The 24,864-nt window shown below is 67.0% G+C and carries 24 protein-coding genes; 16 read left to right on the top strand and 8 right to left on the bottom strand.

Annotated elements, in window-relative coordinates; all coding sequences use genetic code 11:
* From JX613_RS18900 to JX613_RS18890, 3 genes are all read left to right on the top strand, one after another.
* On the top strand, positions 1-689 hold a 689-nt coding region (locus tag JX613_RS18900; RefSeq protein ID WP_207103023.1), incomplete at its 5' end, for an efflux RND transporter periplasmic adaptor subunit.
* Positions 686-3,739, top strand: coding sequence for an efflux RND transporter permease subunit (locus JX613_RS18895; protein WP_207103022.1), 3,054 nt, complete (start codon positions 686-688; stop codon positions 3,737-3,739). The genes JX613_RS18900 and JX613_RS18895, both read left to right, overlap by 4 nt.
* Positions 3,740-3,796: 57 nt before the next feature.
* A complete protein-coding gene (locus JX613_RS18890; RefSeq protein WP_207103021.1) occupies positions 3,797-4,315 on the top strand; it encodes a type 1 glutamine amidotransferase domain-containing protein in 519 nt (172 codons plus the stop codon).
* 117 nt (positions 4,316-4,432) lie between these two features.
* Here the strand turns inward: JX613_RS18890 and JX613_RS18885 are convergent, their stop codons facing one another.
* The 7 genes from JX613_RS18885 to JX613_RS18855 form a co-directional block, all read right to left on the bottom strand.
* Complete coding sequence (locus JX613_RS18885) at positions 4,433-5,764, bottom strand: pyruvate dehydrogenase complex dihydrolipoamide acetyltransferase (RefSeq protein WP_207103020.1); 1,332 nt, start codon at positions 5,762-5,764, stop codon at positions 4,433-4,435.
* Positions 5,765-5,776: 12 nt separating this feature from the next.
* Positions 5,777-7,138 carry a pyruvate dehydrogenase complex E1 component subunit beta gene (locus JX613_RS18880; RefSeq protein ID WP_207103019.1) on the bottom strand — a complete coding sequence of 454 codons (1,362 nt, stop codon included), beginning with the start codon at positions 7,136-7,138 and terminating at the stop codon, positions 5,777-5,779.
* A 15-nt stretch (positions 7,139-7,153) separates the two neighbouring features.
* On the bottom strand, positions 7,154-8,203 hold the full coding sequence (gene pdhA, locus JX613_RS18875) for a pyruvate dehydrogenase (acetyl-transferring) E1 component subunit alpha (RefSeq protein ID WP_207103018.1): 1,050 nt from the start codon (positions 8,201-8,203) through the stop codon (positions 7,154-7,156).
* 108 nt (positions 8,204-8,311) lie between these two features.
* The gene (locus JX613_RS18870; protein WP_207103017.1) at positions 8,312-8,605 is read right to left on the bottom strand and encodes an FtsB family cell division protein; all 294 of its coding nucleotides are present in this window, start codon (positions 8,603-8,605) and stop codon (positions 8,312-8,314) included.
* Positions 8,606-8,672: 67 nt separating this feature from the next.
* A complete protein-coding gene (gene rlmJ / locus JX613_RS18865; RefSeq protein WP_207103016.1) occupies positions 8,673-9,452 on the bottom strand; it encodes a 23S rRNA (adenine(2030)-N(6))-methyltransferase RlmJ in 780 nt (259 codons plus the stop codon).
* Between the two features lie 38 nt (positions 9,453-9,490).
* Positions 9,491-9,709, bottom strand: coding sequence for a hypervirulence associated TUDOR domain-containing protein (locus tag JX613_RS18860; RefSeq protein ID WP_207103015.1), 219 nt, complete (start codon positions 9,707-9,709; stop codon positions 9,491-9,493).
* 591 nt (positions 9,710-10,300) lie between these two features.
* Positions 10,301-10,522 carry a DUF1127 domain-containing protein gene (locus JX613_RS18855; protein WP_237168732.1) on the bottom strand — a complete coding sequence of 74 codons (222 nt, stop codon included), beginning with the start codon at positions 10,520-10,522 and terminating at the stop codon, positions 10,301-10,303.
* 348 nt (positions 10,523-10,870) lie between these two features.
* On the opposite strand from JX613_RS18855, the gene JX613_RS18850 reads away from it, so the two are divergent.
* The 10 genes from JX613_RS18850 (at position 10,871) to murD (ending at position 21,980) form a co-directional block, all read left to right on the top strand.
* Positions 10,871-11,962, top strand: coding sequence for an Mrp/NBP35 family ATP-binding protein (locus tag JX613_RS18850; protein WP_207103014.1), 1,092 nt, complete (start codon positions 10,871-10,873; stop codon positions 11,960-11,962).
* Between the two features lie 609 nt (positions 11,963-12,571).
* On the top strand, positions 12,572-13,084 hold the full coding sequence (locus JX613_RS20340; protein WP_207103013.1) for a cell division/cell wall cluster transcriptional repressor MraZ: 513 nt from the start codon (positions 12,572-12,574) through the stop codon (positions 13,082-13,084).
* A gap of 3 nt (positions 13,085-13,087) precedes the next feature.
* Positions 13,088-14,053: a 16S rRNA (cytosine(1402)-N(4))-methyltransferase RsmH gene (gene rsmH, locus JX613_RS18840; protein WP_207103012.1), complete on the top strand. Its 966-nt coding sequence runs from the start codon at positions 13,088-13,090 to the stop codon at positions 14,051-14,053.
* Positions 14,053-14,400, top strand: coding sequence for a cell division protein FtsL (gene ftsL / locus JX613_RS18835; protein ID WP_207103011.1), 348 nt, complete (start codon positions 14,053-14,055; stop codon positions 14,398-14,400). The genes rsmH and ftsL overlap by 1 nt, the downstream gene beginning before the upstream one ends.
* Positions 14,401-14,405: 5 nt before the next feature.
* Positions 14,406-16,235 carry a peptidoglycan D,D-transpeptidase FtsI family protein gene (locus tag JX613_RS18830; protein WP_207103010.1) on the top strand — a complete coding sequence of 610 codons (1,830 nt, stop codon included), beginning with the start codon at positions 14,406-14,408 and terminating at the stop codon, positions 16,233-16,235.
* On the top strand, positions 16,232-17,731 hold the full coding sequence (locus tag JX613_RS18825; RefSeq protein WP_207103009.1) for a UDP-N-acetylmuramoyl-L-alanyl-D-glutamate--2,6-diaminopimelate ligase: 1,500 nt from the start codon (positions 16,232-16,234) through the stop codon (positions 17,729-17,731). The genes JX613_RS18830 and JX613_RS18825 overlap by 4 nt, the downstream gene beginning before the upstream one ends.
* Positions 17,728-19,110, top strand: a complete 1,383-nt coding sequence (locus JX613_RS18820) for a UDP-N-acetylmuramoyl-tripeptide--D-alanyl-D-alanine ligase (RefSeq protein WP_207103008.1) — start codon at positions 17,728-17,730, stop codon at positions 19,108-19,110. Before JX613_RS18825 ends, JX613_RS18820 begins: the two co-directional genes overlap by 4 nt.
* 3 nt (positions 19,111-19,113) lie before the next feature.
* Complete coding sequence (mraY, locus tag JX613_RS18815; RefSeq protein WP_207103007.1) at positions 19,114-20,196, top strand: phospho-N-acetylmuramoyl-pentapeptide-transferase; 1,083 nt, start codon at positions 19,114-19,116, stop codon at positions 20,194-20,196.
* Between the two features lie 20 nt (positions 20,197-20,216).
* The gene (locus JX613_RS18810) at positions 20,217-20,576 is read left to right on the top strand and encodes a hypothetical protein (protein WP_207103006.1); all 360 of its coding nucleotides are present in this window, start codon (positions 20,217-20,219) and stop codon (positions 20,574-20,576) included.
* Entirely contained in the window at positions 20,577-21,980 is a 1,404-nt protein-coding gene (gene murD, locus JX613_RS18805) for a UDP-N-acetylmuramoyl-L-alanine--D-glutamate ligase (protein ID WP_207103005.1), read from the top strand.
* A 79-nt stretch (positions 21,981-22,059) separates the two neighbouring features.
* Here murD and JX613_RS18800 read toward each other — a convergent pair whose 3' ends face one another.
* Positions 22,060-22,845 (bottom strand): enoyl-CoA hydratase, encoded by a 786-nt coding sequence (locus JX613_RS18800; protein ID WP_207103004.1) that lies wholly within the window; start codon positions 22,843-22,845, stop codon positions 22,060-22,062.
* A gap of 57 nt (positions 22,846-22,902) precedes the next feature.
* Between JX613_RS18800 and JX613_RS18795 the strand changes: the two genes are divergently transcribed.
* From JX613_RS18795 to rpsI, 3 genes are all read left to right on the top strand, one after another.
* Positions 22,903-23,343 (top strand): PaaI family thioesterase, encoded by a 441-nt coding sequence (locus JX613_RS18795; protein WP_207103003.1) that lies wholly within the window; start codon positions 22,903-22,905, stop codon positions 23,341-23,343.
* A gap of 133 nt (positions 23,344-23,476) precedes the next feature.
* Positions 23,477-23,941 (top strand): 50S ribosomal protein L13, encoded by a 465-nt coding sequence (gene rplM, locus JX613_RS18790; protein ID WP_191308712.1) that lies wholly within the window; start codon positions 23,477-23,479, stop codon positions 23,939-23,941.
* Between the two features lie 2 nt (positions 23,942-23,943).
* Positions 23,944-24,432, top strand: a complete 489-nt coding sequence (rpsI, locus tag JX613_RS18785; protein ID WP_207103002.1) for a 30S ribosomal protein S9 — start codon at positions 23,944-23,946, stop codon at positions 24,430-24,432.
* Positions 24,433-24,864: the final 432 nt, after the last annotated feature.

Genomic DNA, 24,864 nt, shown 5'->3' with positions numbered 1-24,864 from the left:
AGGCGAATGCCCGCGCGCAGGCCGCATCCGCCGCCGACGGGCTGGCCGTGGCCCGCGCCGCCCTGGCCCAGGCCGAGGCCGCGCGGCGCATCGCGGACCTGAACCTGAACCGCGCCGCCATCACCGCCCCGGTGGCCGGGACCGTGGTTGCCCGCAGCGCCGAACTGGGCGCGCTGGCGGGTGCTGCGACGGATCCGCTGTTCACCCTGCTGGCCGATGGCGCGGTCGAGATGTCGGCTGAGGTGATCGAGACAGCCCTTGCCAGCCTCAAGGTCGGCGATCCGGCCGAGATCACCGTGGCGGGCGCAGGCCCCGTGGCGGGGCAGGTGCGGCTGGTGCCGGCCTCGGTCGATCCGGTGACGCGGCTTGGCGTGATGCGCATCGCGATGGACAAGGCCGCCGGCGTCAGGACCGGGCAATTCGCCAGCGGATGGGTGATCACCGACCGCCGCCAGGCCGTGACGGTCCCCGCCAGCGCCGTGCTGGCCGACGATGCGGGCGAACGCGTGCAGGTCGTCAAGGATGGCAGGGTCGAGACCCGCCCGGTCCGCGCCGGGCTGCTGTGGAACGGACGGCGTGAGATCACCGAGGGGCTGGCCCCCGGCGAACCCGTCATCACCCGCTCGGGCGCGTTCTTCCGCACGGGCGACCAGGTGCGCCCGGTCGCGGCCGAAGGGGCAGGGCCATGAACTTTTCCACCCTGTCGATCCGCCACCCGGTCCCGCCCATCGCCGTCTTCCTGGTGCTGCTGATCGTCGGGCTTTTCAGCTTTACCCGCCTGCCGGTCACGGCCATGCCCAACATCGACCTGCCGCTGGTGCAGGTCACCATCGACCAGCCCGGCGCGGCCCCCGCCGAGCTGACCAGCCAGGTGATCCAGCCGGTCGAGGACAGCATCGCATCCGTCACCGGCGTGCGCCACCAGACATCGACCGCGACCGACAGCACGGCGGTGATTGTCGTGGAATTCGAGCTGGAAACCGACAGCGACCGCGCGGTGAACGACATCAAGGACGCCGTGTCGAACGTCCGCCAGCAACTGCCCGAAAGCATCAGCGAACCGCTGGTGCGGCGGCTGGACGTGACGGGGATGCCGATCCTGACCTATGCCGTCAGCGATCCCACGCAATCCATCGAATCGCTGTCGAAATTCGTGGACGATGTGATCGGGCGCGAACTTTCCACCGTTCCCGGCGTGGGCCAGACCACCCGCATCGGCGGCGCCGCGCGGGAAATCAAGGTGGATCTGGACCCCGACCGGCTGCTGGCGCATGGGTTGACGGCGGCGGATGTGTCGAACCAGCTTCGCGCCCGCAACATCGACCTGGGCGGCGGGCGCGGCGATCTGGCGGGGCGCGAATATTCGATCCGCACCCTGGGCGCGGCGGACAGCGTGGACCAGCTTGCAGGCGCCCCGATCACCATCGCCAATGGCCGCACGATCCGGCTGGACCAGTTGGGCCGCGTGATCGACGGCCCCGCCGATGAACGCAGTTTCGCCCTGCTGGACGGCCAGCCGGTCGTGGCCTTCGGCATCTACCGCACCACGGGCGCATCCGACCTTGCGGCGGGGGACGGGGCCAAGGAACGCCTGGCCCGGATCGGCGAGCGTTACCCCAACGCCCGCATCACCCTGATCGACGACGCCACCACCTATACCGAGGCCAGCTATCACAGCGCGATGGAAACGCTGTACGAAGGCGCGGCGCTGGCGGTGGTGGTGGTCTTCCTGTTCCTGAGGAACTGGCGCGCCACGCTGGTCGCCGCCGTGGCGCTGCCCTTGTCGATCATCCCGACCTTTTTCGTGATGCACTGGCTGGGCTTCACCCTGAACGGCATCAGCCTGCTGGGCATCACGCTGGTCACCGGCATCCTGGTCGATGACGCCATCGTGGAAATCGAGAACATCGTCCGCCATATCGGCATGGGCGTGCCCCCATACGAGGCATCCGAGGAAGCCGCGAACGAGATCGGGCTGACGGTCATCGCGATCAGCTTCTCCATCGTCGCGGTCTTTGCCCCGGTCAGCTTCATGGGCGGGATCCCGGGGCAGTATTTCAAGCAGTTCGGGCTGACGGTAGCGGTCTCGGTCCTGTTCTCGCTGCTGGTGGCGCGGATCATCACGCCGATGATGGCGGCCTATCTGATGCGCGGCACGGTGCACGGGACCGAGGAACGCGACGGCTTCGTGATGCGCGCCCTGATGCGCGTGGTCGGCTGGACCATGCGCCACCGGGGGCTAACGCTGCTGACGGGTCTGGGGATCTTCGCCGGATCCATCTGGTCCGCGACCCTGCTGCCGACCGAGTTCATCCCCGCATCCGACATCGGCCGCAGCCAGATCCAGGTCGAACTGCCCCCCGGCGCGACCATCGCCGAGACCGAGGACGCCGCCCGCCGCCTGTCCGCCCGCATCGACGAGGTGCCCGAGGTGCAGTCGGTCTTTGTCTACAGCGACGGGTCCGACGTGACCGAGGCGCGGGTAATGATCAACTATGGCAAGAAGGAAACCCGCGACCGGTCGCAATTCGTGCTGGAGGAGGAGTTGAAGGCCCGCCTGTCCGGCACGCCCGACATGCGCATCAACTTCCAGAACGAGAACGGCCAGAACGACCTGACCATCAACGTCCTGGGCACGACCGAGGAGGGCGCGGCGCTGGCCGCCGAACGCCTGGCCGCCGCGATGGCGCAGTTGCCATCGCTGGAAAGCGTCACCACTACGGCCAGCCTGCAACGGCCCGAAATCCAGATCACGCCGCGCGCGGATGTGGCGGCGCAGCTTGGCGTCTCGGCCAGCGACATGGCGACGACGCTGCGGGTGGCGACGCTGGGAGATGTCGAATCGAACCTGGCGAAATTCAACGCGGGCGACGAACAGATCCCCATCGTTGTGCGCCTGAACGCCGAGGCGCGCGCCGATTTGGTGACGGTGCAGAACCTGCGGGTCAATTCGACCCAAGGGCAGGTGCCGCTGGGCGCGGTGGCCGATGTCAGCCTGTCGGCGGGCGCGACCGAGATCGGGCGATACGACCGCCAGTTTCAGACCACGGTCAGCGCCAACCTGGCCGACGGAGAGCTGCTTGGCCCGGTCAGCGCGCAGGTCACCGAATTGCAGAACCGGATCGAACTGCCGCCCGGCACGCGCATCCAGCCGTCGGGCGACGCCGAGATCATGGGCGAGGTTTTCGGCGCCTTCGGCACCGCCATGGGCGCCGGGGTGATGCTGGTCTATGTCGTGCTGGTGCTGTTGTTCCACAACTTCATCACGCCGGTGTCGATCCTGCTGTCGCTGCCCCTGGCCATCGGCGGGGCGATCCTGGCGCTGTTCGTGACCGGCCATTCGATCAGCATGGCGGTGGTGATCGGTTTCCTGATGCTGATGGGGATCGTCACCAAGAATTCCATCATGCTGGTGGAATTCGCGCTGTCCGCCATCGAGCGCGGCGTGGCGAAACGCGACGCCATCCTGGACGCGGTCCACAAGCGCGCCCGCCCCATCGTCATGACCACCATCGCCATGAGCGCGGGGATGATCCCCTCGGCCCTGGCGACGGGCGAGGGGGGAGAGTTCCGCGCGCCCATGGCGATTGCGGTGATCGGCGGGCTGCTTTTGTCCACCGTGCTGTCGCTGCTGTTCGTGCCCGCGCTGTTTTCGCTGATCCATGGCGGGCAGGGGCGGCTGACCAGGTGGGTGGGGCGGCGGGTCGGGGTCAACCGGCCCCGGCAGGCGGCGGAGTAGGTCGGAACTTCGCCAGGGCCGCCGCATTGGGTCGGCTGATGCGAAAGGAGGCCATTCATGGCAAAGGTTCTGATCATGGCGTCGGACGGGTTCGAGCAGTCCGAACTGTTCGTGCCGCTGGAAAAGCTGAAGGACGCGGGCCACACCGTCGAGATTGCCGCGCCTGCGGCGGGCGAGATCACCGCCTGGGACAAGGACGACTGGGGGAAGTCCGTGACCGCCGACAAGGCGATTGCCGATGTGGGGGCAGGCGATTACGACGTCCTGGTCCTGCCGGGCGGCGTCATCAACCCTGACAACCTGCGCACCGACAAGACGGCGGTCAGTCTGATCCGCAGCTTTGCCGAGGCCGGAAAGCCCGTCGCCGCCATTTGCCACGCCCCCTGGTTGCTGGCCGAGGCCGGTCTGGCCCAAGGCCGCCGGTTGACCAGCTATGATTCCATCCGCACCGACATGAAGAACGCGGGCGCCGAGGTGGTGGATGAAAAGGTCGTTGTGGACCGGGGCATCATCACCAGCCGCAACCCGGACGACCTGGATGCCTTTGTCGGCGCCATCGAGGATGCGTTGCGCTGATGTGCGTCCCGCGGACGCCGGGGGCTGTCTGCCCCCGGACCCCCGAGGATATTTGGACCAAGATGAAAGAAAGGGGCGCTTTCGGGGCGCCCCTTTCGACATTCAGGTAAGCTTGGATCAGGCCAGCATCCCCATCGGGTTTTCCAGATGGGTGACGATGGCTTCCAGCAGTTGCGCGCCAAGGGCACCGTCGATGACGCGGTGGTCGACCGACAGGGTCATGGACATGACGTTGCGGATGACCACCTCGCCCCCCTCCACCACAGGGGTCTGGATGCCTGCGCCGACGGCCAGGATCGCGCCATGGGGCGGGTTGATGACCGCGTCGAAGTTCTCGATCCCGAACATGCCGAGGTTCGAGATCGCGAAGCTGCCGCCCTGGTATTCGTGGGGGGCGAGCTTCTTCGACTTGGCGCGGCTGGCCAGGTCCTTCATTTCCGCCGACAGGGCCGAGAGCGTCTTCTGGTGCGCGTCCTTGAGGACCGGGGTGAACAGGCCGCCTTCGATGGCGACGGCCACGGCCACGTCCGAGGGCTTCAGCTTCAGGATCCGGTCGCCTGCCCAGACGGCGTTCGCATCGGGCACCTGTTGCAGGGCCAAGGCGCAGGCCTTGATGATGAAGTCGTTGACCGACAGCTTCACGCCGCGCGATTCCAGCTGCTTGTTCAGCATGGCGCGGAAGTCCATCAGCGCGTCCAGCCTGGCCGAGCGGCGCAGGTAGAAATGCGGGATGGTCTGCTTGGCCTCGGACAAGCGCGCGGCGATGGTGCGGCGCATCCCGTCCAGCGGAACCTCGGTCGTTTCGCGGTCGGCATACATCTTGAGGATCGCGTCGGCCGAGGGCGCTTTAGGGGCCTGCGTGGCAGGGGCCGGGGCCGCAGCGGGCGCGGCGGCGGCGGGGGCCAGGGCGGGCTTGGCCGTGCCGGGCTGCGCGCCTTCGACATCGGCCTTGACGATCCGGCCACGCGGGCCGGTGCCGGTGATGCCGGACAGGTCGATGCCCTTTTCGGCGGCGATGCGGCGAGCCAGGGGGGATGCGAAGACGCGGTTGCCCTCGGAGCTGGCGGGCGCTGCCTTGGCAGACCCGGCATCCCCCGCGATCGGCGGGTTCATCGGACTGCCATAGCTTTTCTCGGCGGCCGCCCTTTCCTCGGATGGAGCGGGCGCGGCCTTGGCAGGGGCCGCCGTGGCCGCCGAGGCGTCCTCGCCGTCCTCCAGCAGCACGGCGATGGGGGTGTTGACCTTGACCCCCGCGCTGCCCTCGGTCACCAGCAGCTTGCCGATGGTGCCCTCATCGACGGCCTCGAACTCCATCGTGGCCTTGTCGGTCTCGATCTCGGCGATGATGTCGCCGGATTTCACCGCGTCGCCCTCTTTCACCAGCCATTTGGCCAGCGTCCCTTCCTCCATGGTGGGGGACAGCGCGGGCATCAGGATTTCTGTCGGCATGATGCGTTCCCCTTAGCGGTAGGTGACTTTTTTCACGGCCTCGACCACCTCGGCGGGCGTGACCAGGGCGTGCTTTTCCAGGTTGGCGGCATAGGGCATGGGCACGTCCTTGCCGGTGCAATTGATCACGGGCGCGTCCAGATAATCGAAGGCGTTTTCCATGATGTAAGCCGACAGGTGGTTCCCGATGGAGCCCACGAGGAAGCCTTCCTCGACCGTGACGCAGCGGTTGGTCTTCTTCACCGAGTCGATGATGGTGGCATAGTCGATGGGGCGCAGGGTGCGCAGGTCGATCACCTCGGCCTCGATCCCTTCGCCGGCCAGGGTGTCGGCGGCTTCCAGGGCGTGGGACATGCCGATGCCGAAGCTGATGATGGTCACATCGCGGCCCTGTCGCGCGATGCGGGCCTTGCCGAAGGGGATGGTGAAATCGGGCAGGTCCGGCACCTCGAAGGAGCGGCCGTAGAGGATTTCGTTTTCCAGGAAGATCACGGGGTTCGGGTCGCGGATCGCCTGCTTCATCAGGCCCTTCGCATCCGCCGCCGAATAGGGCATCACCACCTTCAGGCCAGGGACCGAGGCATACCAGGCGGCATAATCCTGGCTGTGCTGGGCCGCCACGCGGGCGGCGGCGCCGTTCGGGCCGCGGAAGACGATGGGGCAGCCCATCTGCCCGCCCGACATGTAGAGCGTCTTGGCGGCCGAGTTGATGATGTGGTCCATCGCCTGCATGGCGAAGTTGAAGGTCATGAACTCGACGATCGGGCGCAGACCGGCCAGCGCCGCGCCGGTGCCGATGCCGGCGAATCCGATTTCGCTGATGGGGGTGTCCACCACGCGGCGCGGGCCGAAGCGGTCCAGCAGGCCCTGGCTGATCTTGTAGGCGCCCTGGTATTCGCCCACTTCCTCGCCCATCAGGAAGACGGTCTCGTCGCGCTCCATCTCCTCGGCCATGGCTTCGCGCAGGGCTTCCCGCACGGTCATGGTCTTCATCCTGGTGCCCTCGGGCCAGTCGGGGCTGCGGTCGGGTTCGGGCGTCCTGACCTGTTCCACGGCGGATGCGGCGGGGGCTTCCTTCGCCTTGGCGGGGGCGGCAGCGGGGGCCGGGGCCTTCACGTCGTCGGCGGATTCGCCTTCCTCGACCAGGACGGCGATGGGGGTGTTGACCTTCACGCCCTGCGAGCCTTCGGAGACGAGGATCTTGCCCAGGATGCCTTCATCCACCGCCTCGAATTCCATGGTGGCCTTGTCGGTCTCGATCTCGGCGATGATGTCGCCGGATTTGACCGCATCGCCTTCCTTCTTCAGCCATTTCGCCAGCGTGCCTTCTTCCATCGTCGGCGACAGGGCGGGCATCAGGATTTCGGTAGCCATTCGTTCAACCCTCCCTCAGGCGTGTTCTTCGGCGCTGCCCTGGGGCAGGTCTTCGGCGTAAATGTCTGTCCAGAGTTCTTCCAGCGCGGGCTCCGGGCTTTCCTTGGCGAACTCGGCCGAATCGTTGACGATGTCCTTGATGTCCTTGTCGATGGCCTTCAGGTCATCCTCGGTCGCGTGCTTGCCCTGCAGCAGCAGCTCGCGCACATGCTCGATGGCGTCGCGTTCGTCGCGCATCTTCTGCACTTCCTCGCGCGTGCGGTATTTCGCGGGGTCGGACATCGAATGGCCGCGATAGCGATAGGTCATGACTTCCAGGATATAGGGCCCCTTGCCCGCGCGGCAGTGGGCCACGGCCTTTTCGCCCGCAGCCTTCACGGCCAGCACGTCCATGCCGTCCACCTGCTCGCCGGGGATGCCGAAGGCCTCGCCCCGACCGAACAGCGTGGTCGATTTCGTGGACCGCTTGACCGACGTGCCCATGGCATACTGGTTGTTCTCGATCACGAAGATGACCGGCAGTTCCCAGATCATCGCCATGTTATAGGTCTCGTAAACCTGGCCCTGGTTGGCCGCGCCGTCGCCGAAATAGGCGAAGGTCACGTTGTCATTGCCCAGGTATTTATCCGCGAAGGCCAGGCCCGCGCCCAGCGGCACCTGCGCCGCGACGATGCCGTGGCCGCCGTAGAAATGCTTTTCGCGGCTGAACATGTGCATCGAGCCGCCCTTGCCCTTGGAGTATCCCCCCTCGCGGCCCGTCAGTTCGGCCATCACGCCGCGCGCGGACATGCCGCAGGCCAGCATGTGGCCGTGGTCGCGATAGGACGTGATGCGCTTGTCGCCTTCCTTGGTGGCCGCTTCCAGGCCCACAACGACCGCTTCCTGGCCGATATACAGGTGACAGAAGCCGCCGATCAGGCCCATGCCGTAAAGCTGGCCTGCCTTTTCCTCGAACCGGCGGATCAGCAGCATGTCGCGGTAATAGTGCAGCAGCTCGTCCCGGGAGACGTTCGACAGGGTGTCGGGGGATTGGGCTTCGGCTGCGGGGGCAGGCTTCCTGGCCATGCGGGGGGTCCTCCTGGATGCGTGGTCGGAATAGTTCAGCGTTAAACTATCCGTAGCCGATCACGAAAGGGGGCGCAATCCGCGAAGGTGGGCCGGGGTGACGGTGCGTCAGCGCAGGATCACCTCGTCCGCGCGGATCACACCCAGCACCTCGCGGGCGCGTTCGTCCAGCAGGTCCAGATCCAGGTATTCGTCCGACATCCGCCGGGTCAGGTTCTGCATCTGCTGCACCTCGGCCTTCAGCTTGTCGCGTTCGGCGGCCAGTTCGACGGTTTCCGCCTCGATCTGGATGCGGCGCAGGATGCCCGAGGGGCCCTGCACGGCGGCAAAGGCGAAATAGACGCCCAGGGCCACGGCCAGGGCCAGAAGGATGGTGGCGCTGAGGGAAAGACGCTGCGACATGGAACGGGCCGTTCTGGGTTGGTGGGGGGATCATGCCACAGGGGCAAGGGCAGGGGAATCCCCCCGATCAGGCGTTCCGGCGGAAGATCGCCTCGATTCGCGCGGCTTCCTCGGCCAGGCCGAAGGGGGCGTTCAGCACCCACATGCCCGATCCCACCATGGAATGGCCGGGGCGGGCGGGGGCAAAGGACACCTCGGACCGCAGGGCGTCGGGATGGGCGGCCACCAGCGCATCCAGCATCGGGCGGTGGCGGTTGTCCGTCAGGACCGGATACCACAGGGCGATGACGCCCACGTTCCACTTGCGCGCGATCAGCCCGATCTGGCGCGGGATCGCGGCGTAATCCGCCTTCACCTCGAAGCTGGGGTCGATCAGGATCAGCCCCCGCCGGGGGGTCGGGGGACAGACCGCCTGCGCCATCTGGAAACCGTCCTGCCGGTGCAGCGTGGCAAAGCCCGCCACATGGGTCAGCGCCTCGTATTCGGCGGGGTGCAGTTCGGCCAGATGGGCGGCGTCGCCCCGGCGCAGGAAATGCGCGGCGATCAGCGGCGATCCGGGATAGGCGGATGGGCCATGACTGCGGCGAACCTGCGCCAAGGCGGCCAGCAGGGGGTGGTCCTGGGGCAGCCAGCCCTCGGCCTCGGCCCGGCGGATGCCTGCGCGCGCTTCGCCCGTTTTCACGGCCTCGGCCCCGTCCAGGCGGTAAAGCCCGCGCCCGGCATGGGTTTCCAGATAGGACAAGGGCTTGTCCTTGCGCGTCAGGTAATCCAGCGCGGCGGCCAGCAGCGCGTGCTTGTGCAGGTCGGCCAGGTTTCCCGCGTGATATGCGTGTTGATAGCTGAGCATGTTCCGCCCTTAGCCCGCGCCACCCGGCGGCGAAAGCCTCAAGTCGCCTTGCGCAGTTCGGAATGGCTTTTCAGCGCCCGGTCGCCGCCCTCCTGTTCGATCAGGTAGGCGGGGTTTTCGGGATCGGCGTTCCGCTTGATCGTGGCGCCCTTGATGGTGCGCTCGACCGGCTTGGTGAAGGATTCGGCGATGGTGCCGGTGGCGGTGCCCTTGCCCCAGTCCCATTCGACGGTCGTGCCCACGCGGAATTTGCTCATGCCCATCCCCTTTTGCCGCTCAACGCGGGGCGAATCGCCGGGTTCCGGGGCCGCAAATGAAAAGCGGCGGCGCCCAGGGAGGAGGAGGGGCGCCGCCGCGGAACGCTGGCCCGGGGAGGAGGGAGGGCCGCGTTTGGGGTGCGGCACGGCCAGGGAGGAGGAGGGCGCCGCCGCATGACGCTGGCCCAGGGAGGAGGGAGGGGCCGCGTATGGGGTGCGGCAAGGCCAGGGAGGAGGAGAGGCCGTTGCCGCAAACGAACGGACCATGGGGAGGAGGAGAGGTCCGTCGCATCAGGGTGCCGCGAATGGGGCGGCTATATGGGGTGCGGTTCAGCCGGGGAGGAGGAGAGGCTTCACCGCAGACGGCCTGCCCAGGGAGGAGGAGGGGCGGGCCGTGTTCTGGTGCCGCGAAACGGGGCGGCTATGATCCTTGTGCGGCGACCCCAGGGAGGAGGAGGGGGTCGCCGCCTGTCGCTGAAACCCCAGGGAGGAGAAAGGGTTCCGGCGCTGTTTCGGCGGCATCCTCCGGGAGGAGGAGGGGATGCTGCCTGTCCGGCCCCGGGGAGGAGGGTGGGGCGGAATGCCTTGTTCTTACTTGCCCCAGGCCGCTTCGTGGGCCAGGCGGGTGATCATCGCGCGGTTGATGCCCAGATCCGCCAGGTCGCGGCTTGTCAGGGCGTTCAGTTCGCGCACTGTCTGGCGATAGATGGCGCGGCGGGCGCGGTTTTCCTGCATGTGCTGGATCGCGGCCATCAGACGGCCGGCGAAGCCAGTGGCGGCGGCGGCGTTATGGGTATGGGCGATGGCAGCCATGGCGGTGTCCTTTTCAGCGTGTCTTTTGTTCTTGCGTCTGCGCCCTGCCCGGATTGGCCCGGCGCTGTTTCGATGGACCCAAGATGGCGCTAATGCTGCATCTGCACAACGGATCATTCGGGAATGCTGCCATGCAGCAATCGCATGACTGGCGCGTCACCTTGCCCCTTTAACCCTGCGATTTATGACAAAATTGTTACAGTCGGGGTTCGTTAGCGATCACGCCGCGCTGCAAAAACAGGCGCTGGATGCCTGGCTGGCGGCGCGGTGCCGCAAATTGCGGCGGGTGGTTGATGCGGGGGCCGCCTTGGACCATGTTGACGCTGTTGTTGCAAGAACAGGCCTGACATGTCCGTGAACCGCGAAGCTGCCCTAAGGGCAATCTCTGATATCCTTCTGCCGGACGGGCGGACGCTGGAAAAAGCCGATCTGGTGCGTGCTTTCACGGTGGAAGACGGCACGGTCAGATTCGTGCTGGAGGTCGCGGATGCAACCGCCGCGCGAGCCCTTGCCCCTGTCGAGGCCGAGGCCAAGCGCCGGCTGGAGGCGCTGCCGGGCGTGGCCAAGGTCCAGATCGTCATGACCGCGCCGGCGGGCAAGCCCCAGGTCGCCCGGTCGTCCGGGTCCGGGGCCGCGCCCTCGTTGCAGATCGGGCGGCATCCGACCGCGCAGGCGGGGCCGCAGGCGATTCCGGGCGTCAGGAACATCGTCGCCATCGGGTCGGGCAAGGGTGGCGTCGGCAAGTCCACCGTCACCTCGAACCTCGCGGTGGCGCTGGCCCGGGCGGGGCGCAGGGTGGGGCTGCTGGACGCCGACATCTATGGCCCCTCGCAGCCGCGCATGATGGGGGTGTCTGCCCGACCGGCCAGCCCCGACGGCCAGCATATCGAGCCGCTGCACGCCCATGGCGTCACCGTCATGTCCATCGGCCTGATGCTGAAGGAAGGCGAGGCCGTGGTCTGGCGCGGCCCCATGCTGATGGGCGCGATGCAGCAGATGCTGGGGCAGGTGAACTGGGGCGAGCTGGACGTGCTGCTGATCGACCTGCCGCCCGGCACCGGCGACGTGCAGCTGAGCCTGTGCCAGAAGGCCGCCGTGACCGGGGCGGTGATCGTCTCGACCCCGCAGGACGTGGCGCTGCTGGATGCGCGGCGCGCCATCGACATGTTCAACAAGCTGAAGACCCCGGTCCTGGGCCTGGTGGAAAACATGTCCACCTATGTCTGCCCCAATTGCGGGCACGAGGCGCATCTGTTCGGCCATGGCGGCGTGGCGGCCGAGGCGGCGCAGCTGGGCCTGCCCTTCCTGGGCGAGCTGCCGCTGGAACTGGACGTGCGGCTTGCGGGCGATTCGGGCCGTCCGGTGGCCTTGGGGGACGGCGCGACGGCGCAGGCCTATGCGCGGCTGGCAGAGCGTCTGATCCAGGGCGGCGTGGCCTGAGGCCGGAACCGCCTGGGAAGGGACGGGAATGCAGGGCCTTGGGGCGTTGCAACCGATGTCGCGTCCCGTCGCAGTCCCGTGAGCACCTGTGAGCGATAAATCCGCATTGCCGATTTTCTGTGGATAAGTGGCAACAGATGGGGCTGCCCCGCAGGGGCGGCGCCGGTTCACGGCGCGCAAAGTAACAAAAGTTAATCCCCTAGATTTGGTGTGTTTAATCCGCTTGGATCCCCAGCAATGGGGCTTTTTCCGATTCGGAACAGGCGGATGGCCCGTTTGCGGCATTCCGCCGTTCGCGCTTTGGTTTCACCGCTTGGCGAAGAATACCGTTGCTTCCCGTGAATTCCCATGCCACAACCAGATCACGAAGACGGGCAGCGATGGGGCACCAAGACCCCGCAGGCGAGCAGGCTTTCATACAGGCATCCGTTTTCCAAATAAGCGCCCACACGCGCGAGCAGCACCTCCCCCAGGTGGCGCGTGACAGGGCCAGACCCCGATAAAGGGGCCAGGACGGGGAACGAGGGCGGCGGATCGGGCAGTGGCAGCGGCCCGGTCCGCCCTTTCTCTTTCGGGCGGGCGAAAGAGCGGCAGTGAGGCAGGCCAAGAGTGGCGCGGAAGTTCAGAGGCACTGAATCCGTCAAGGTCGATGGCAAGGGTCGAATGTCGATCCCGGCCCGGCTGCGGCGCGTGTTCGATGCCGGCGACCCCGCATTCGCCACCGCCAACACGGGCCGCACGCAACTGGTGGCCGTTTACGGCCCCGACTGGTGGAACTGGATCGAGCTTTACACCATCGACGCCATCGAGGAAATCGACGAGCAGATCGACAAGCTGACGCGCGGCTCGCCCGAGCGCCGCTGGCTGGAAATGCTGATGAACGGCCAGTCCACCGATCTGGAAATCGACAAGGAAGGCCGGTTGGTGCTGCCCCAGAAATTGCGCGAAAAGCTGGGCTTTACCGAAGGATCCGAAACGATCTTCGAATCGCGCGGCGATTACATCCAGGTTTACCACCCCGACTCGCGGCCCAAGGATGTCGCGGCGCTGGAGGATTTCACCGCCCAGCACGGTCCCGAATTCGATCCCCGGTCCTTCCTGGACCAGGTGGACGAGGGCTAGGCCATGACGGAATCGCATGTTCCCGTCCTGCTGGCGCCGCTGCTTCGCGCGGTCGCGCCCGTGTCCGGCGTCTGGCTGGACGGCACCTTCGGGGCGGGGGGCTATTCCCGGGGCCTGCTGGCGGCGGGCGCGGACCGGGTGATCGGCGTGGACCGCGACCCCTTGGTCTTCGACATGGCGGCATCCTGGGCGGGCCAATACGGCGACCGGCTGCGGCTGGTCGAGGGGACGTTCTCGGACCTTGATCAACTTGCGGGCGAATCGCTGGACGGGGTGGTGCTGGACCTGGGCGTCAGTTCCATGCAGCTTGATCTGGCGGAGAGGGGCTTTTCCTTTCTGCGCGACGGGCCGCTGGACATGCGGATGGAGCAGGCGGGGCCGTCGGCCGCCGACCTGCTGAACACGGCCGAGGAATCGGTGATCGCCGATGTCCTGTATCATTACGGCGAGGAACGCGCCGCCCGCCGCATCGCCCGCGCCATCGTCGCCGCCCGCCCGCTGACCCGCACGGCGCATCTGGCCGAGGTCGTGGCCGGGTGCCTGCCGCGCCCGAAGCCCGGGCAAAGCCACCCCGCCACCCGCAGCTTCCAGGCGATCCGCATCTGGGTGAACGACGAATTCCGCCAGCTGGTCGATGGCCTGTCCGCCGCCGAACGCGCCCTGAAGCCCGGCGGCAAGCTGGCCGTGGTCAGCTTTCATTCGCTGGAGGACCGGATCGTCAAGCGGTTCATGCAGGCGCGGTCGAACAGCGCGGGCGGGGGCAGCCGCTATGCCCCCGTGCAGGACGTGGCCCCCGCCGCCTTCACCATGCCGTTTCGCCGCGCCATCGGCCCCGACCCCGACGAGGAAGCGGCAAACCCCCGCGCCCGCTCCGCCCTGTTGCGCGTGGCGGTCCGCACCGACGCCCCGGCTGCTGCGGTCGATGCCGACGCCCTGGCCATGCCGCGCCTGCCGAAGGGGGGCCATTGATGCGTCCCCTGACCTATCTCGCCTGCGCGCTTCTGGTCATGGGCCTGGCCTTCTGGGCCTACCGCGAGAATTACCGCACCCAGGCCGCCCTGGGCGAGATGAGCCAGGTCCAGCGCGAGATCGCCCAGTTGCGCGAGGATCTGGGCGTGCTGCGCGCCGAATGGGCCTATCTCAACCGCCCCGACCGGCTGCGGGAACTGGTCGATCTGAACTTCGACCGGCTGCAACTGATCCCGCGCGAGGCGGGGCAGGTGATGGACTTGGGCCATATCGACTATCCCAGGCCGCCCGCGCCGCCCGAAGCCCAGGCCGAATCGTCCGACAACCCCGCCGCCCTGCAGGAGTGACCGTCATGATCCGCATCCCCTTGCGTCCCCTGGCCCGCATCCTCCGCGCCCGCGAGCGTGGCGAGAATCCCGACGCCATCGAGGCCGAGAACCGCCGCCTGCGCCACGAGGCCATCCAGGACAAGGCCCGCCGCCGGGCCGAGGGGCGGCTGGCGCTGATGGCCAGCCTGTTCGTGCTGGGCTTCGGGGTGGTGGGGGTGCGCATGGGCGCGCTGGCCTCCAGCGATCCGATCGAGCCGCAGAGCGAGGTCATGTCGGCGCAGATCGTCTCGCAGCGCGCGGACATCACCGACCGCCATGGCCGGGTGCTGGCGACGAACCTTTTGACCCATTCGCTTTATGCCCACCCGCACCAGATGGTCGATCCGGTGGGCGCGGCGCGGGGCCTGGCGCGGATCTTCCCCGACCTGGACGGCGACAAGCTGCTGCGCGACTTCACCGGCAGCCGCAAGTTCATGTGGATCAAGCGCAAGATGTCGCCCGAACAGATGCAGGCCGTCCATGACCTGGGCGAGCCCGGCCTGCTGTTCGGCCCGCGCGAGATGCGCGTTTATCCCAACGGCCATATCGCCAGCCACATCCTGGGCGGATCCGGTTTCGGCAACGAAGGCGTGGACAGCGCCGAGGTTCTGGGCGTCGCGGGCGTGGAAAAGGCCTTCGACGGCTGGCTGCGCGACCCGGCCAACGAGGGCGCGCCGCTGCAACTGTCCATCGACCTGGCCGTCCAGGCGGCGATGGAGCAGGTGCTGGCCTCGGGCATGGAGGTGATGAGCGCCAAGGGCGCCACCGGCATCCTGATGGAGATCGGCTCGGGCGAGATCCTGGCGATGGCGTCCTTGCCCGATTTCGATCCGAACGACCGGCCCCGACCGCTGCTGAAGGGTGACCCGTCCGACAGCCCGCTGTTCAACCGCGCGGTGCAGGGGCAGTATGAACTGGGGTCCACCTTCAAGATCTTCCCCGTCGCGCAGGCGCTGGATCTGGCGATCATCAATCCCAACAGCGGCATCAACACCACCTCGCCGATGCGGATCGGGAAATACCGGATCAACGACTTTTCCAACTATGGGCCGCAATTGTCGGCCACCGACGTGATCGTGAAATCCTCGAACGTGGGCACGGTCAGGATCGCGCAGATGATCGGGGTCGAGCGGCAGAAGGCCTTTCTGCAGAAGCTGGGCTTCTTCGATCCCCTGCCTATCGAGATGGTCGAGGCGCCGACCGGCAAGCCCCTGGTGCCGACTCGCTGGCCCGCCGTGACCGCCGCCACCGTGTCTTTCGGCCACGGCCTTGCCGCCAGCCCGCTGCATCTGGCCGCGGCTTACGCCACCGTGGCCAATGGCGGCCGCAAGGTCACGCCCACGCTGATCCACGGCCGCACCCGGCCCGAGGGCGAGCAGATCCTGTCCGAACGCGCCGCAGCCCGCGCGGTGGACATGCTGCGCCAGGTCGTCACGCGCGGCACCGCCAAGCAGGCCGAGGTCGAGGGATACGAGGTCGCGGGCAAGACCGGCACCGCCGACAAGCCGCGCCCCTCGGGCGGGTATTACGACAACAAGGTGGTTTCCACCTTCGCATCCGTCTTTCCGGCCAGCGCGCCGAAATACGTGATGATCGTGACGCTGGACGAACCCTCGGTCACCGGGCCGGGCGGGGAAAGCCGCACGGCGGGCGCCACCGCCGCGCCCGTCGCATCCGCCATCATCCGCCGCCTGGCCCCGCTGGTCGGGCTGGAACCCGTGACCGACGAAAAGCTGCCGGTCATCGCGCCCCGCTTCGCCCCCCGTGTTGAACCCCAACCGGGCGATGCGCTAAAGGTCAGCGCAAACCAATGACGGGTGGAACTGTGGGACAAGGCACGAAAACGCTGTCGCAGCTGGGGCTGCGGGCAAGGGATGGGCGCGACCCGGCCATCACCGGCCTGTCGCTGGACAGCCGCACCGTGAAGCCCGGCCACCTGTTCGCCGCCCTGCCGGGATCGGCGCTGCATGGGGCGGAATTCATCCCCTATGCCCTGCGGATGGGGGCGGGCGCGATCCTGACCGACCGCGCCGGGGCCGAGATGGCGGCCGATGCCCTGTCCGGCTGGGACGGGGCCGTGGTGGTGGCCGCCGATCCCCGCGCCGCCCTGGCCGGTGCCGCCGCCCTGTGGTTTGAATCGCAACCCGACCATGTCGTGGCCGTCACCGGCACCTCGGGCAAGACCAGCGTCGCCAGCTTCACCCGCCAGATCTGGCAGCACCTGGGCCACAGGGCGATCAGCCTGGGCACCATGGGGGTCGAGGGCGATTACCACGCGAAGCTCGCCCACACGACTCCCGACCCCCTGACCCTGCACCGCATCCTGGCCGAGGCCGCAGCGGCAGGTGTCACCCATGCCGCGATGGAGGCATCGAGCCACGGTCTGGACCAGCGCCGCCTGGACGGCGTGCGGGTCGAGGCGGGGGCGTTCACGAACTTCAGCCAGGACCACCTGGACTATCACGCGGGCTTTGACGAATATTTCGCGGCCAAGGCGCTGCTGTTCAACCACATCCTTGAAGACGGCGCGGCGGCGGTCATCAACATCGACGGCGAACGCGGGCGGCAGATGCTGGACATCGCCACGGATCGCGGGCTGGCTGTCACCACTGTTGGCACGAATGAGAACGCCATGCTGCGCATCCTGGGCCAGCGCTACGACGCGACGGGGCAGGATCTGCGCTTCTCGCTAATGGGCCAGCCGCATCTGGTCCGCTTGCCACTGATCGGGGGCTTCCAGGCCGAAAACGTGCTGGCCGCCATGGGGCTGGTGCTGGCGGCAGGCGATCCGGCTGAGGCCACCCTGCGCGCCCTGCCCGAACTGCACACCGTGCGCGGCCGGATGCAGCTTGTCGCGCAGCGGGAAAACGGCGCGACGGTCTTTGTCGATTACGCCCACAAGCCCGGCGCGGTCGTGGCCGCGCTGCAATCGCTGCGCCCGCATGTGATGGGCCGCATCGTTTGCGTGATCGGCGCGGGCGGCGACCGCGACCGGGGCAAGCGCCCGCTGATGGGCGAGGCCGCGCGCCAATTCGCCGATGTGGTGATCGTCACCGACGACAACCCCCGCACCGAGGATCCGGCATCCATCCGCGCCGCCGTGATGGAGGGCGCCGGTCCCGACGCCACCGAAGTCGGCGACCGGGCCGAGGCGATCCTGCGCGGCGTCGATGCGCTGCTGCCGGGCGACGCGCTCTTGATCTGCGGCAAGGGGCACGAGACCGGCCAGATCATCGGCAACGACATCTATCCCTTCGACGATGCCGAACAGGCATCCGTCGCGGTCGCAGCACTGGACGGCAAGATATGAGCCTTTGGACAGCCAACGACGCCGCCGCCGCCACGGGCGGGCGGGCGCAGGGGGACTGGACCGTAACGGGCGTGTCCATCGACACGCGGACGATCCAGCCGGGCGACTTGTTCGTGGCGCTGAAGGACGTGCGCGACGGCCATGACTTCGTCGCCGCCGCCCTGGAGAAAGGGGCTTGCGCCGCCTTGGTCAGCCGCATCCCCGACGGGGTGGCGGCGGATGCGCCGCTGCTGGTCGTGCCCGATGTGCTGGCCGCGCTTGAGGGGCTTGGCCGCGCCGGGCGCAAGCGCATGACGGGCAAGGTCATCGCGATTACGGGATCGGTCGGCAAGACCTCGACCAAGGACATGGCGCGGACGGCGCTGGCGGGGCAGGGACGCATCCACGCGGCCGAGGCCAGCTATAACAACCACTGGGGCGTGCCGCTGACGCTGGCGCGGATGCCGCGCGACACCGATTTCGCCATCATCGAGATCGGCATGAACCACCCCGGCGAGATCGCGCCTCTGTCGCGCCTGGCCCGCCCGCATGTGGCGATGATCACCACCGTGGCCGCCGCCCATCTGGAGGCCTTTGGCGCCATCGAGGGGATCGCGCGCGAAAAGGGCTCGATCTTCGAAGGCCTGGAACCCATCGGCCACGCCATCCTGCCCGAGGATCTGCCGGTCACGCAAATCCTGCGCGACTGCGCGGATGCGGCGGGCGCCCTGGTGATGGGCTTTGGCCGCGACGGGCAGGCCAAGCTGGTGCAGGCCAAGCCTCAGGACGGCGCAATCCGGTGCCGCGCAAGGATCGGCGGCGAACCGGTTGATTTCATGTTGCAAACCACCGGCACCCATTTTGCGATGAATGCCGTCGGCGTGCTGGCCGCGCTGGCTGCTGCCGGTGCCGACGTGAAGGAAGCCGCGAAACGCCTGGGCGACTGGCTGCCCCCCGCCGGGCGCGGCGCGGTCGAGGATCTGGCGGGCATCCGCCTGATCGACGATGCCTATAACGCCAACCCGACATCCTTGTCGGCAGGGCTTGCCACGCTGGCGGGCCTTCAAGGCGGGAGGCGCGTGGCGATCCTGGGCGACATGCTGGAACTGGGCAACGACGAGATTCCCATGCACCGCGCCATGGCCGACGACCCCGCGATGGCCCTTGTCGATCTGGTCCACAGCGCCGGTCCCCGGATGCGCCATCTGCACGACGCGCTGCCCCCCGCGAAACGCGGCATCTGGGCGGAAACGGCGGCGGAACTGGCCGGGCGCCTGGCCGATCTGGTCGCGCCCGGCGACATCGTGCTGGTCAAGGGCTCCAAGTCCTCGAAGATCTCGACCGTCGTTGACGCCCTGCGGAAATCGGCGCAAACGCCCGCATCCGATACGAAAGAATAACCAATGCTTTACTGGCTCAGCGGCCTTTCCGAAGGGGGCGACCTCTTCAACCTGTTCCGCTATATCACCTTCCGGGCGGGGGCGGCCTTCTTCACGGCGCTGATCTTCGGCTTCATCTTCGGGCGTCCTCTGATCAACTATCTGCGCCGCACGCAGAAAAAGGGCCAGCCGATCCGCGACGACGGGCCGGAAGGGCATTTCGTCAAGGCGGGCACCCCCACTATGGGCGGCATCCTGATCCTGTCGGCGCTGTTCTTTTCCACGCTGCTCTGGGCGCGGCTGGACAACGGCTATGTCTGGATCGTGCTCATGGTCACGGCTGGCTATGCCGCCATCGGCTTTGCCGACGACTATGCCAAGGTCAGCAAGCAGAACACCAAGGGCGTGTCGGGCCGCAAGCGCATGGCGATGGGCCTGGCGCTGGCCTTTGTCGCCTCGGCCTGGGCGATGTGGCTGCATCCGGCGGATCTGACGGGCCAGCTGGCGCTGCCGGTCTTCAAGGACGTGCTGGTGAACCTGTGGCTGTTCTTCATCCCCTTCGGGATGCTGGTGATCGTCGGGTCGGCCAATGCGGTGAACCTGACCGATGGTCTGGACGGGCTGGCGATCATGCCGGTGATGATCGCCGCCGGAACCCTAGGCGTCATCGCCTATACCGTGGGCCGGGTGGACTTCACCGACTATCTGGGCGTCCACCACGTTCCCGGCACGGGCGAGATCCTGATCTTCGTCTCGGCCCTGATCGGCGGTGGCCTGGGCTTCTTGTGGTATAACGCCCCCCCGGCGGCAGTCTTCATGGGCGACACCGGATCGCTGGCCCTGGGCGGCGCGCTTGGCGCGATCGCCGTCGTCACCAAGCACGAGATCGTCCTGGCCATCGTCGGCGGGCTGTTCGTGGTCGAGGCGCTGTCGGTCATCATCCAGGTCGCCTACTTCAAGCGCACCGGCAGGCGGGTGTTCCTGATGGCCCCGATCCACCACCATTTCGAGAAGAAAGGCTGGGCCGAGCCGCAGATCGTCATCCGCTTCTGGATCATCTCGCTGATCCTGGCGCTGATCGGGCTGGCGACGCTGAAATTGCGGTAATGGAGGGTTTCTTCAAGTCGGTGGACGAACTTGTCGCGCGGCTAACACGCGTGATTGCGTTAGTCGTTTTTGCCTACCTTGTAACCGATAAAGGTGTTGACGCGATAAACAGAGGCATACTTAGTCTGCTGTTTAATCGTTCGTTATCAATCTTCTTTTACTACCTTGCGGTAACAGTTGCTTGGACGCTTTTACTGCTACAAGTGGGCGCTTTTTCTTTCCAGCTAGGCACGGTTATGGGCGCCTTGAAATATCATCCGAAGGTAGCGGATCGTCTTTGGCTCAAATATGCTGTCAGCATCGCAGCTTTTATCTTTTTTCTAGGCATGATCGTCGCTGTTAGCCACATTCTTATTCTTTTCAAGAAAGCAGTAACTTAAATGATCCCAGTTCAAGGCGTCGAAGGACAAACCATTGCCGTCCTCGGCCTCGGCCGTTCCGGCAAGGCCACCGCTGCAGCCCTGGCGGCAGGTGGCGCAACCGTCATCGCCTGGGACGACGGCAATGATACCCGAGAAGCCGCAGCCGCCGAGGGCCTGACCATCGCCGACCTGACCCGCGACGATGCCTGGGCGGGCGTCACGGCCCTGATCACCAGCCCCGGCATCCCGCATCTTTACCCCAAGCCCCATCCGGTCATCGCCAAGGCCTATGCGCTTGGCATCCCGGTGGACAACGACATCGGCCTGTTCTTCCGCAGCTACGCGACCGAGGATTGGGAGGGTTTCGACCGCGCCCCCCGCGTGATCGCCGTGACCGGATCGAACGGTAAGTCCACCACCACGGCGCTGATCCACCACATCCTGCAGGAATCGGGCCGCCCGACCCAGATGGGCGGCAATATCGGAACGGGCGTATTGTCGCTGGAACCCGCCATCGACGGAGAGGTCGTGGTGCTGGAACTGTCCAGCTATCAAACGGAACTTGCCCGCGCGCTGACGCCGGATGTCGCGGTCTTCACCAACCTGTCGCCCGACCATCTGGACCGCCACGGTGGCCCCGGCGGCTATTTTGCCGCGAAGCGGCGGCTGTTCGCCGAGGGCGGGCCGGATCGCGCGGTGATCGGCATTGACGAAACCGAGGGGCTGTATCTGGCCAACCAGCTGTCGATGGGTCCGGCGGATGACCGGGTGATCCGCGTCTCGTCCGGGCAAAAGCTGGACGGGGCGGCCTGGTCGGTCTTTGCGCGCAAGGGGTTTCTTTGCGAATACCGCAAGGGGCGGCAGGCAGCCTCGATCGACCTGCGCGCGGTCCAGGGCCTGCCGGGCGCGCATAACCACCAGAACGCCTGCGCGGCCTATGCCGCCTGCCGCGCCGTGGGCCTGGCTCCGCGGGAAATCGAGGCCGCGTTCCACAGCTTTGCGGGCCTGCCGCATCGCAGCCAGACCGTGGCCGAGATCGGCGGCGTTCGTTACGTCAACGATTCCAAGGCCACCAATGTCGATGCCGCGGCCAAGGCGCTGCAAGCCTTCGACCGGATCCGCTGGATCGCCGGGGGACTGGGCAAGGAAGGCGGCATCGGCGCGCTGGCCCCCTATCTGAACCGCGTGACCAAGGCCTATCTGATCGGCCATTCCGCCCGCGACTTCGCGCTGGAAATCGGCCAGACCTCCTACGAGATCGCCGAGACGATGGAGGCCGCCGTCGCCCGCGCCGCGTCCGAGGCCCAGCCGGGCGAGACCGTCCTGCTGGCCCCCGCCGCGGCCAGTTTCGACCAGTATCCGAACTTCGAGAAACGCGGCGAGCATTTCACCGCATTGGTGAAGGCGCTGGCGTCGCGCTGACGGCAAGGGGGCAGGGGGCTTTCCGCCCCCTCGGCCGCAAGCGGCCTCACCCCCGAGGATATTTTTGCCAAAGTGAACATCAGGCCCAGCTTGGCGGGCGCTTGTCCAGGAAGGCCGCCATGCCCTCGGCGGTGTCGGGCAGCAGGATGTTCTGGCACATCGCTATGCCTGCCGTGTCATAGGCATCCGCCAGGCCAAGCCGCAACTGGTCGTGGAAGGCGCGCTTGCCCAGGCGGATCGCGGCGGGAAGCTTGCCGGCGATGGTGGCGGCCATCTGCATGGTTGTATCAGTCAGCGCATCAGGCGGCGCGACGCGGTTGACAAGGCCAAGCTGCAAGGCACGGGCGGCGTCGATGAACTCGCCCGTCACCAGCATCTCGAAGGCGGCCTTGGGCGGGATGGCGCGGGTCAGCGCGACCATGGGGGTCGAGCAGAACAGCCCGATGTTCACGCCATTGACGCCGAAGCGCGCCCCTTCCGCCGCCACGGCCATGTCGCAGGACGCGACCAGCTGGCATCCGGCGGCGGTGGCGATTCCCTGAACCTCGGCGATCACCGGCTGGGGCAGGGCGGAAATCATCTGCATCATCCGGGCGCAACTGTCGAACAGGTCGGCAAAGGCCGCCCGGCCGCCATCCGCGCTGTCTCGCGCCGCCTGCATCTGCCGCAGGTCGTGTCCCGCGCAGAAGGCCCGGCCATTCGCCGCCAGGACGACCACGCGTACGGCATTATCATCGGCAATGTCGCGCAGCGCGGCCGCCAGCGCGGCGATCATCTCGACCGACAGGGCATTGAAGTTGCCGGGGCTGTTCAGCAACAGCCGCGCGATCCCATCGCTGTCCTGCCGCAGGATCAGGTCTGCCATCTTGATCTCCCTCCTTCTTTGGCGAAAGCCTATGCGGGGACAGGGCAGGGGAAAAGCATGGATATCCTGATGGACGCGCAGGCGCTGAACGCCTTTCTGGCTGCGGACTTTCCGCAGATGGCTGACAGCGTCAGCGTGCAGGCGGTGGCGCCCGACAGGCTGGTCGCGCGGCTGCGCGTGGACGCCCGCCACTTGCGGCCCGGTGGAACGGTAGGCGGCCCGGCGATCTTCGCCCTGGCCGACGTGGCGATCTATTGCGCGATCCTGTCGCGGATCGGGCCGGTGGCGCTGGCGGTGACGACCAACGCCTCGATCGACTTCATGCGCAAGCCCGAGGCGGGGCGCGACCTGCTGGCCGAATGCCGGATCCTCAAGCTGGGGCGCAGCCTTGCGGTGGCCGAGGCGCTGGTCTTCCCCGACGAAGGCGCCGATCCGGTGGCCCGCTGCTCGATGACCTATGCGATTCCGCCAAAGAAGCCGGAAAACAGCCCCTTGTGATGTGGTATTGAAATACCTATTTCGCAATTCTTTGATTTTAAAAGATTTAACCAGCGCCGCCGTTCTTGACGGATCGACCGGGATCGCGGATACACCCCCATCTCGGAATTTCACGACCCTGAAGGGACGAAAGATGAAAACCTATACCGCGAAACCGGCGGAGATCGAGAAGAAGTGGATCCTGATCGACGCCGAGGGCGTCGTTCTGGGCCGCCTTGCCACGATCGTCGCCAATCGCCTGCGCGGCAAGCACAAGCCGACCTTCACCCCGCACATGGACATGGGCGACAACGTCATCATCATCAACGCCGACAAGGTGCAGATGACCGGCAACAAGCGCGATGACAAGAAATACTACTGGCACACCGGCCACCCGGGCGGCATCAAGCACCGCACGGCCCGCCAGGTGCTGGAAGGCGCCCATCCCGAGCGCGTGGTGATCAAGGCGGTGGAACGCATGATCAGCCGCAACAAGCTGGGCAAGCAGCAGATGACCCACCTGCGCGTCTATGCCGGGACCGAGCACCCGCACGAGGCGCAGCAGCCCGAAGTTCTGGACGTGAAGGTCCTGAACGCCAAGAACACCCGGAGCGCGTGATTATGGCCGAAGACATCAAGAGCCTCGACGATCTGAAATCCGTCGTGTCGGGCAATGCCGCCGTGACGGACGCCCCCGTCCGCCGCGAAGCGCAGCGCGACCAGCATGGCCGTTCCTATGCGACCGGCAAGCGCAAGGACGCCGTTGCCCGCGTCTGGGTGAAGCCCGGTTCCGGCAAGGTCGTCGTGAACGGCAAGGACATCACCGAATACTTCGCGCGCCCCGTGCTGCAGATGATCCTGCGCCAGCCCTTCGACGTGGCGGGCGTTGCCAACCAGTTCGACGTTCAGGCCACCGTCAAGGGCGGCGGCCTGTCGGGCCAGGCGGGCGCCGTGAAGCACGGCATCAGCCAGGCATTGCAGCTGTATGAACCCAGCCTGCGCGCCGCGCTGAAGGCCGCGGGCTTCCTGACCCGCGACTCGCGCGTGGTGGAACGGAAGAAATACGGCAAGGCCAAGGCCCGCCGCAGCTTCCAGTTCTCGAAGCGCTGATTCCGGCGACATGCACTTCCAGAAGGCGCGACCTGCAAGGGCCGCGCCTTTTTCGTTTCCGAACCGCCATGGAACCGTCACCGGCGCGTCACCAGGGATGGCCAGACTGCCTGCAAAATGGGCATTGCGGCGATTCTGGGGCTGCCAAGGTGCCATGGACGGCGATTCCTGCAGGGAGTCGTGGCATAATGAGGGTAGGATTCGTCCCGGTCCATGCGTCGGGACTGGCTGGCCGTCCACAAACGGCCGGACCGGGGCATGAACTAATCTTTCTGAAACAGCAGGATAGAAGAAAGTTGCCCGGCAGGTGCATTTTCCTTCTTGCCCTTCCCCTCCCCTCTCCGTAAATACCGCTTCACCGAAGGCGGGAACGCTGGCGGGGACGGGACGGAGGCGCTGTTGCGGTGATGTTCCGGGACATTTCTGGGGATT

This window comes from Paracoccus shandongensis, from assembly GCF_017315735.1.
Taxonomy (GTDB): domain Bacteria; phylum Pseudomonadota; class Alphaproteobacteria; order Rhodobacterales; family Rhodobacteraceae; genus Paracoccus; species Paracoccus shandongensis.
This window is presented reverse-complemented; position numbering and strand designations above follow the sequence as displayed.

What these genes read in the sequence shown, in the direction of transcription:
- JX613_RS18895 (WP_207103022.1), top strand. Translation starts at nt 686, where the DNA reads ATGAACTTTTCCACCCTGTCGATCCGCCACCCGGTCCCGCCCATCGCC.
- JX613_RS18890 (WP_207103021.1), top strand. Translation starts at nt 3,797, where the DNA reads ATGGCAAAGGTTCTGATCATGGCGTCGGACGGGTTCGAGCAGTCCGAA.
- JX613_RS18885 (WP_207103020.1), bottom strand. Translation starts at nt 5,764, where the DNA reads ATGCCGACAGAAATCCTGATGCCCGCGCTGTCCCCCACCATGGAGGAA.
- JX613_RS18880 (WP_207103019.1), bottom strand. Translation starts at nt 7,138, where the DNA reads ATGGCTACCGAAATCCTGATGCCCGCCCTGTCGCCGACGATGGAAGAA.
- pdhA (WP_207103018.1), bottom strand. Translation starts at nt 8,203, where the DNA reads ATGGCCAGGAAGCCTGCCCCCGCAGCCGAAGCCCAATCCCCCGACACC.
- JX613_RS18870 (WP_207103017.1), bottom strand. Translation starts at nt 8,605, where the DNA reads ATGTCGCAGCGTCTTTCCCTCAGCGCCACCATCCTTCTGGCCCTGGCC.
- rlmJ (WP_207103016.1), bottom strand. Translation starts at nt 9,452, where the DNA reads ATGCTCAGCTATCAACACGCATATCACGCGGGAAACCTGGCCGACCTG.
- JX613_RS18860 (WP_207103015.1), bottom strand. Translation starts at nt 9,709, where the DNA reads ATGAGCAAATTCCGCGTGGGCACGACCGTCGAATGGGACTGGGGCAAG.
- JX613_RS18855 (WP_237168732.1), bottom strand. Translation starts at nt 10,522, where the DNA reads ATGGCTGCCATCGCCCATACCCATAACGCCGCCGCCGCCACTGGCTTC.
- JX613_RS18850 (WP_207103014.1), top strand. Translation starts at nt 10,871, where the DNA reads ATGTCCGTGAACCGCGAAGCTGCCCTAAGGGCAATCTCTGATATCCTT.
- rsmH (WP_207103012.1), top strand. Translation starts at nt 13,088, where the DNA reads ATGACGGAATCGCATGTTCCCGTCCTGCTGGCGCCGCTGCTTCGCGCG.
- ftsL (WP_207103011.1), top strand. Translation starts at nt 14,053, where the DNA reads ATGCGTCCCCTGACCTATCTCGCCTGCGCGCTTCTGGTCATGGGCCTG.
- JX613_RS18830 (WP_207103010.1), top strand. Translation starts at nt 14,406, where the DNA reads ATGATCCGCATCCCCTTGCGTCCCCTGGCCCGCATCCTCCGCGCCCGC.
- JX613_RS18825 (WP_207103009.1), top strand. Translation starts at nt 16,232, where the DNA reads ATGACGGGTGGAACTGTGGGACAAGGCACGAAAACGCTGTCGCAGCTG.
- JX613_RS18820 (WP_207103008.1), top strand. Translation starts at nt 17,728, where the DNA reads ATGAGCCTTTGGACAGCCAACGACGCCGCCGCCGCCACGGGCGGGCGG.
- mraY (WP_207103007.1), top strand. Translation starts at nt 19,114, where the DNA reads ATGCTTTACTGGCTCAGCGGCCTTTCCGAAGGGGGCGACCTCTTCAAC.
- murD (WP_207103005.1), top strand. Translation starts at nt 20,577, where the DNA reads ATGATCCCAGTTCAAGGCGTCGAAGGACAAACCATTGCCGTCCTCGGC.
- JX613_RS18800 (WP_207103004.1), bottom strand. Translation starts at nt 22,845, where the DNA reads ATGGCAGACCTGATCCTGCGGCAGGACAGCGATGGGATCGCGCGGCTG.
- JX613_RS18795 (WP_207103003.1), top strand. Translation starts at nt 22,903, where the DNA reads ATGGATATCCTGATGGACGCGCAGGCGCTGAACGCCTTTCTGGCTGCG.
- rplM (WP_191308712.1), top strand. Translation starts at nt 23,477, where the DNA reads ATGAAAACCTATACCGCGAAACCGGCGGAGATCGAGAAGAAGTGGATC.
- rpsI (WP_207103002.1), top strand. Translation starts at nt 23,944, where the DNA reads ATGGCCGAAGACATCAAGAGCCTCGACGATCTGAAATCCGTCGTGTCG.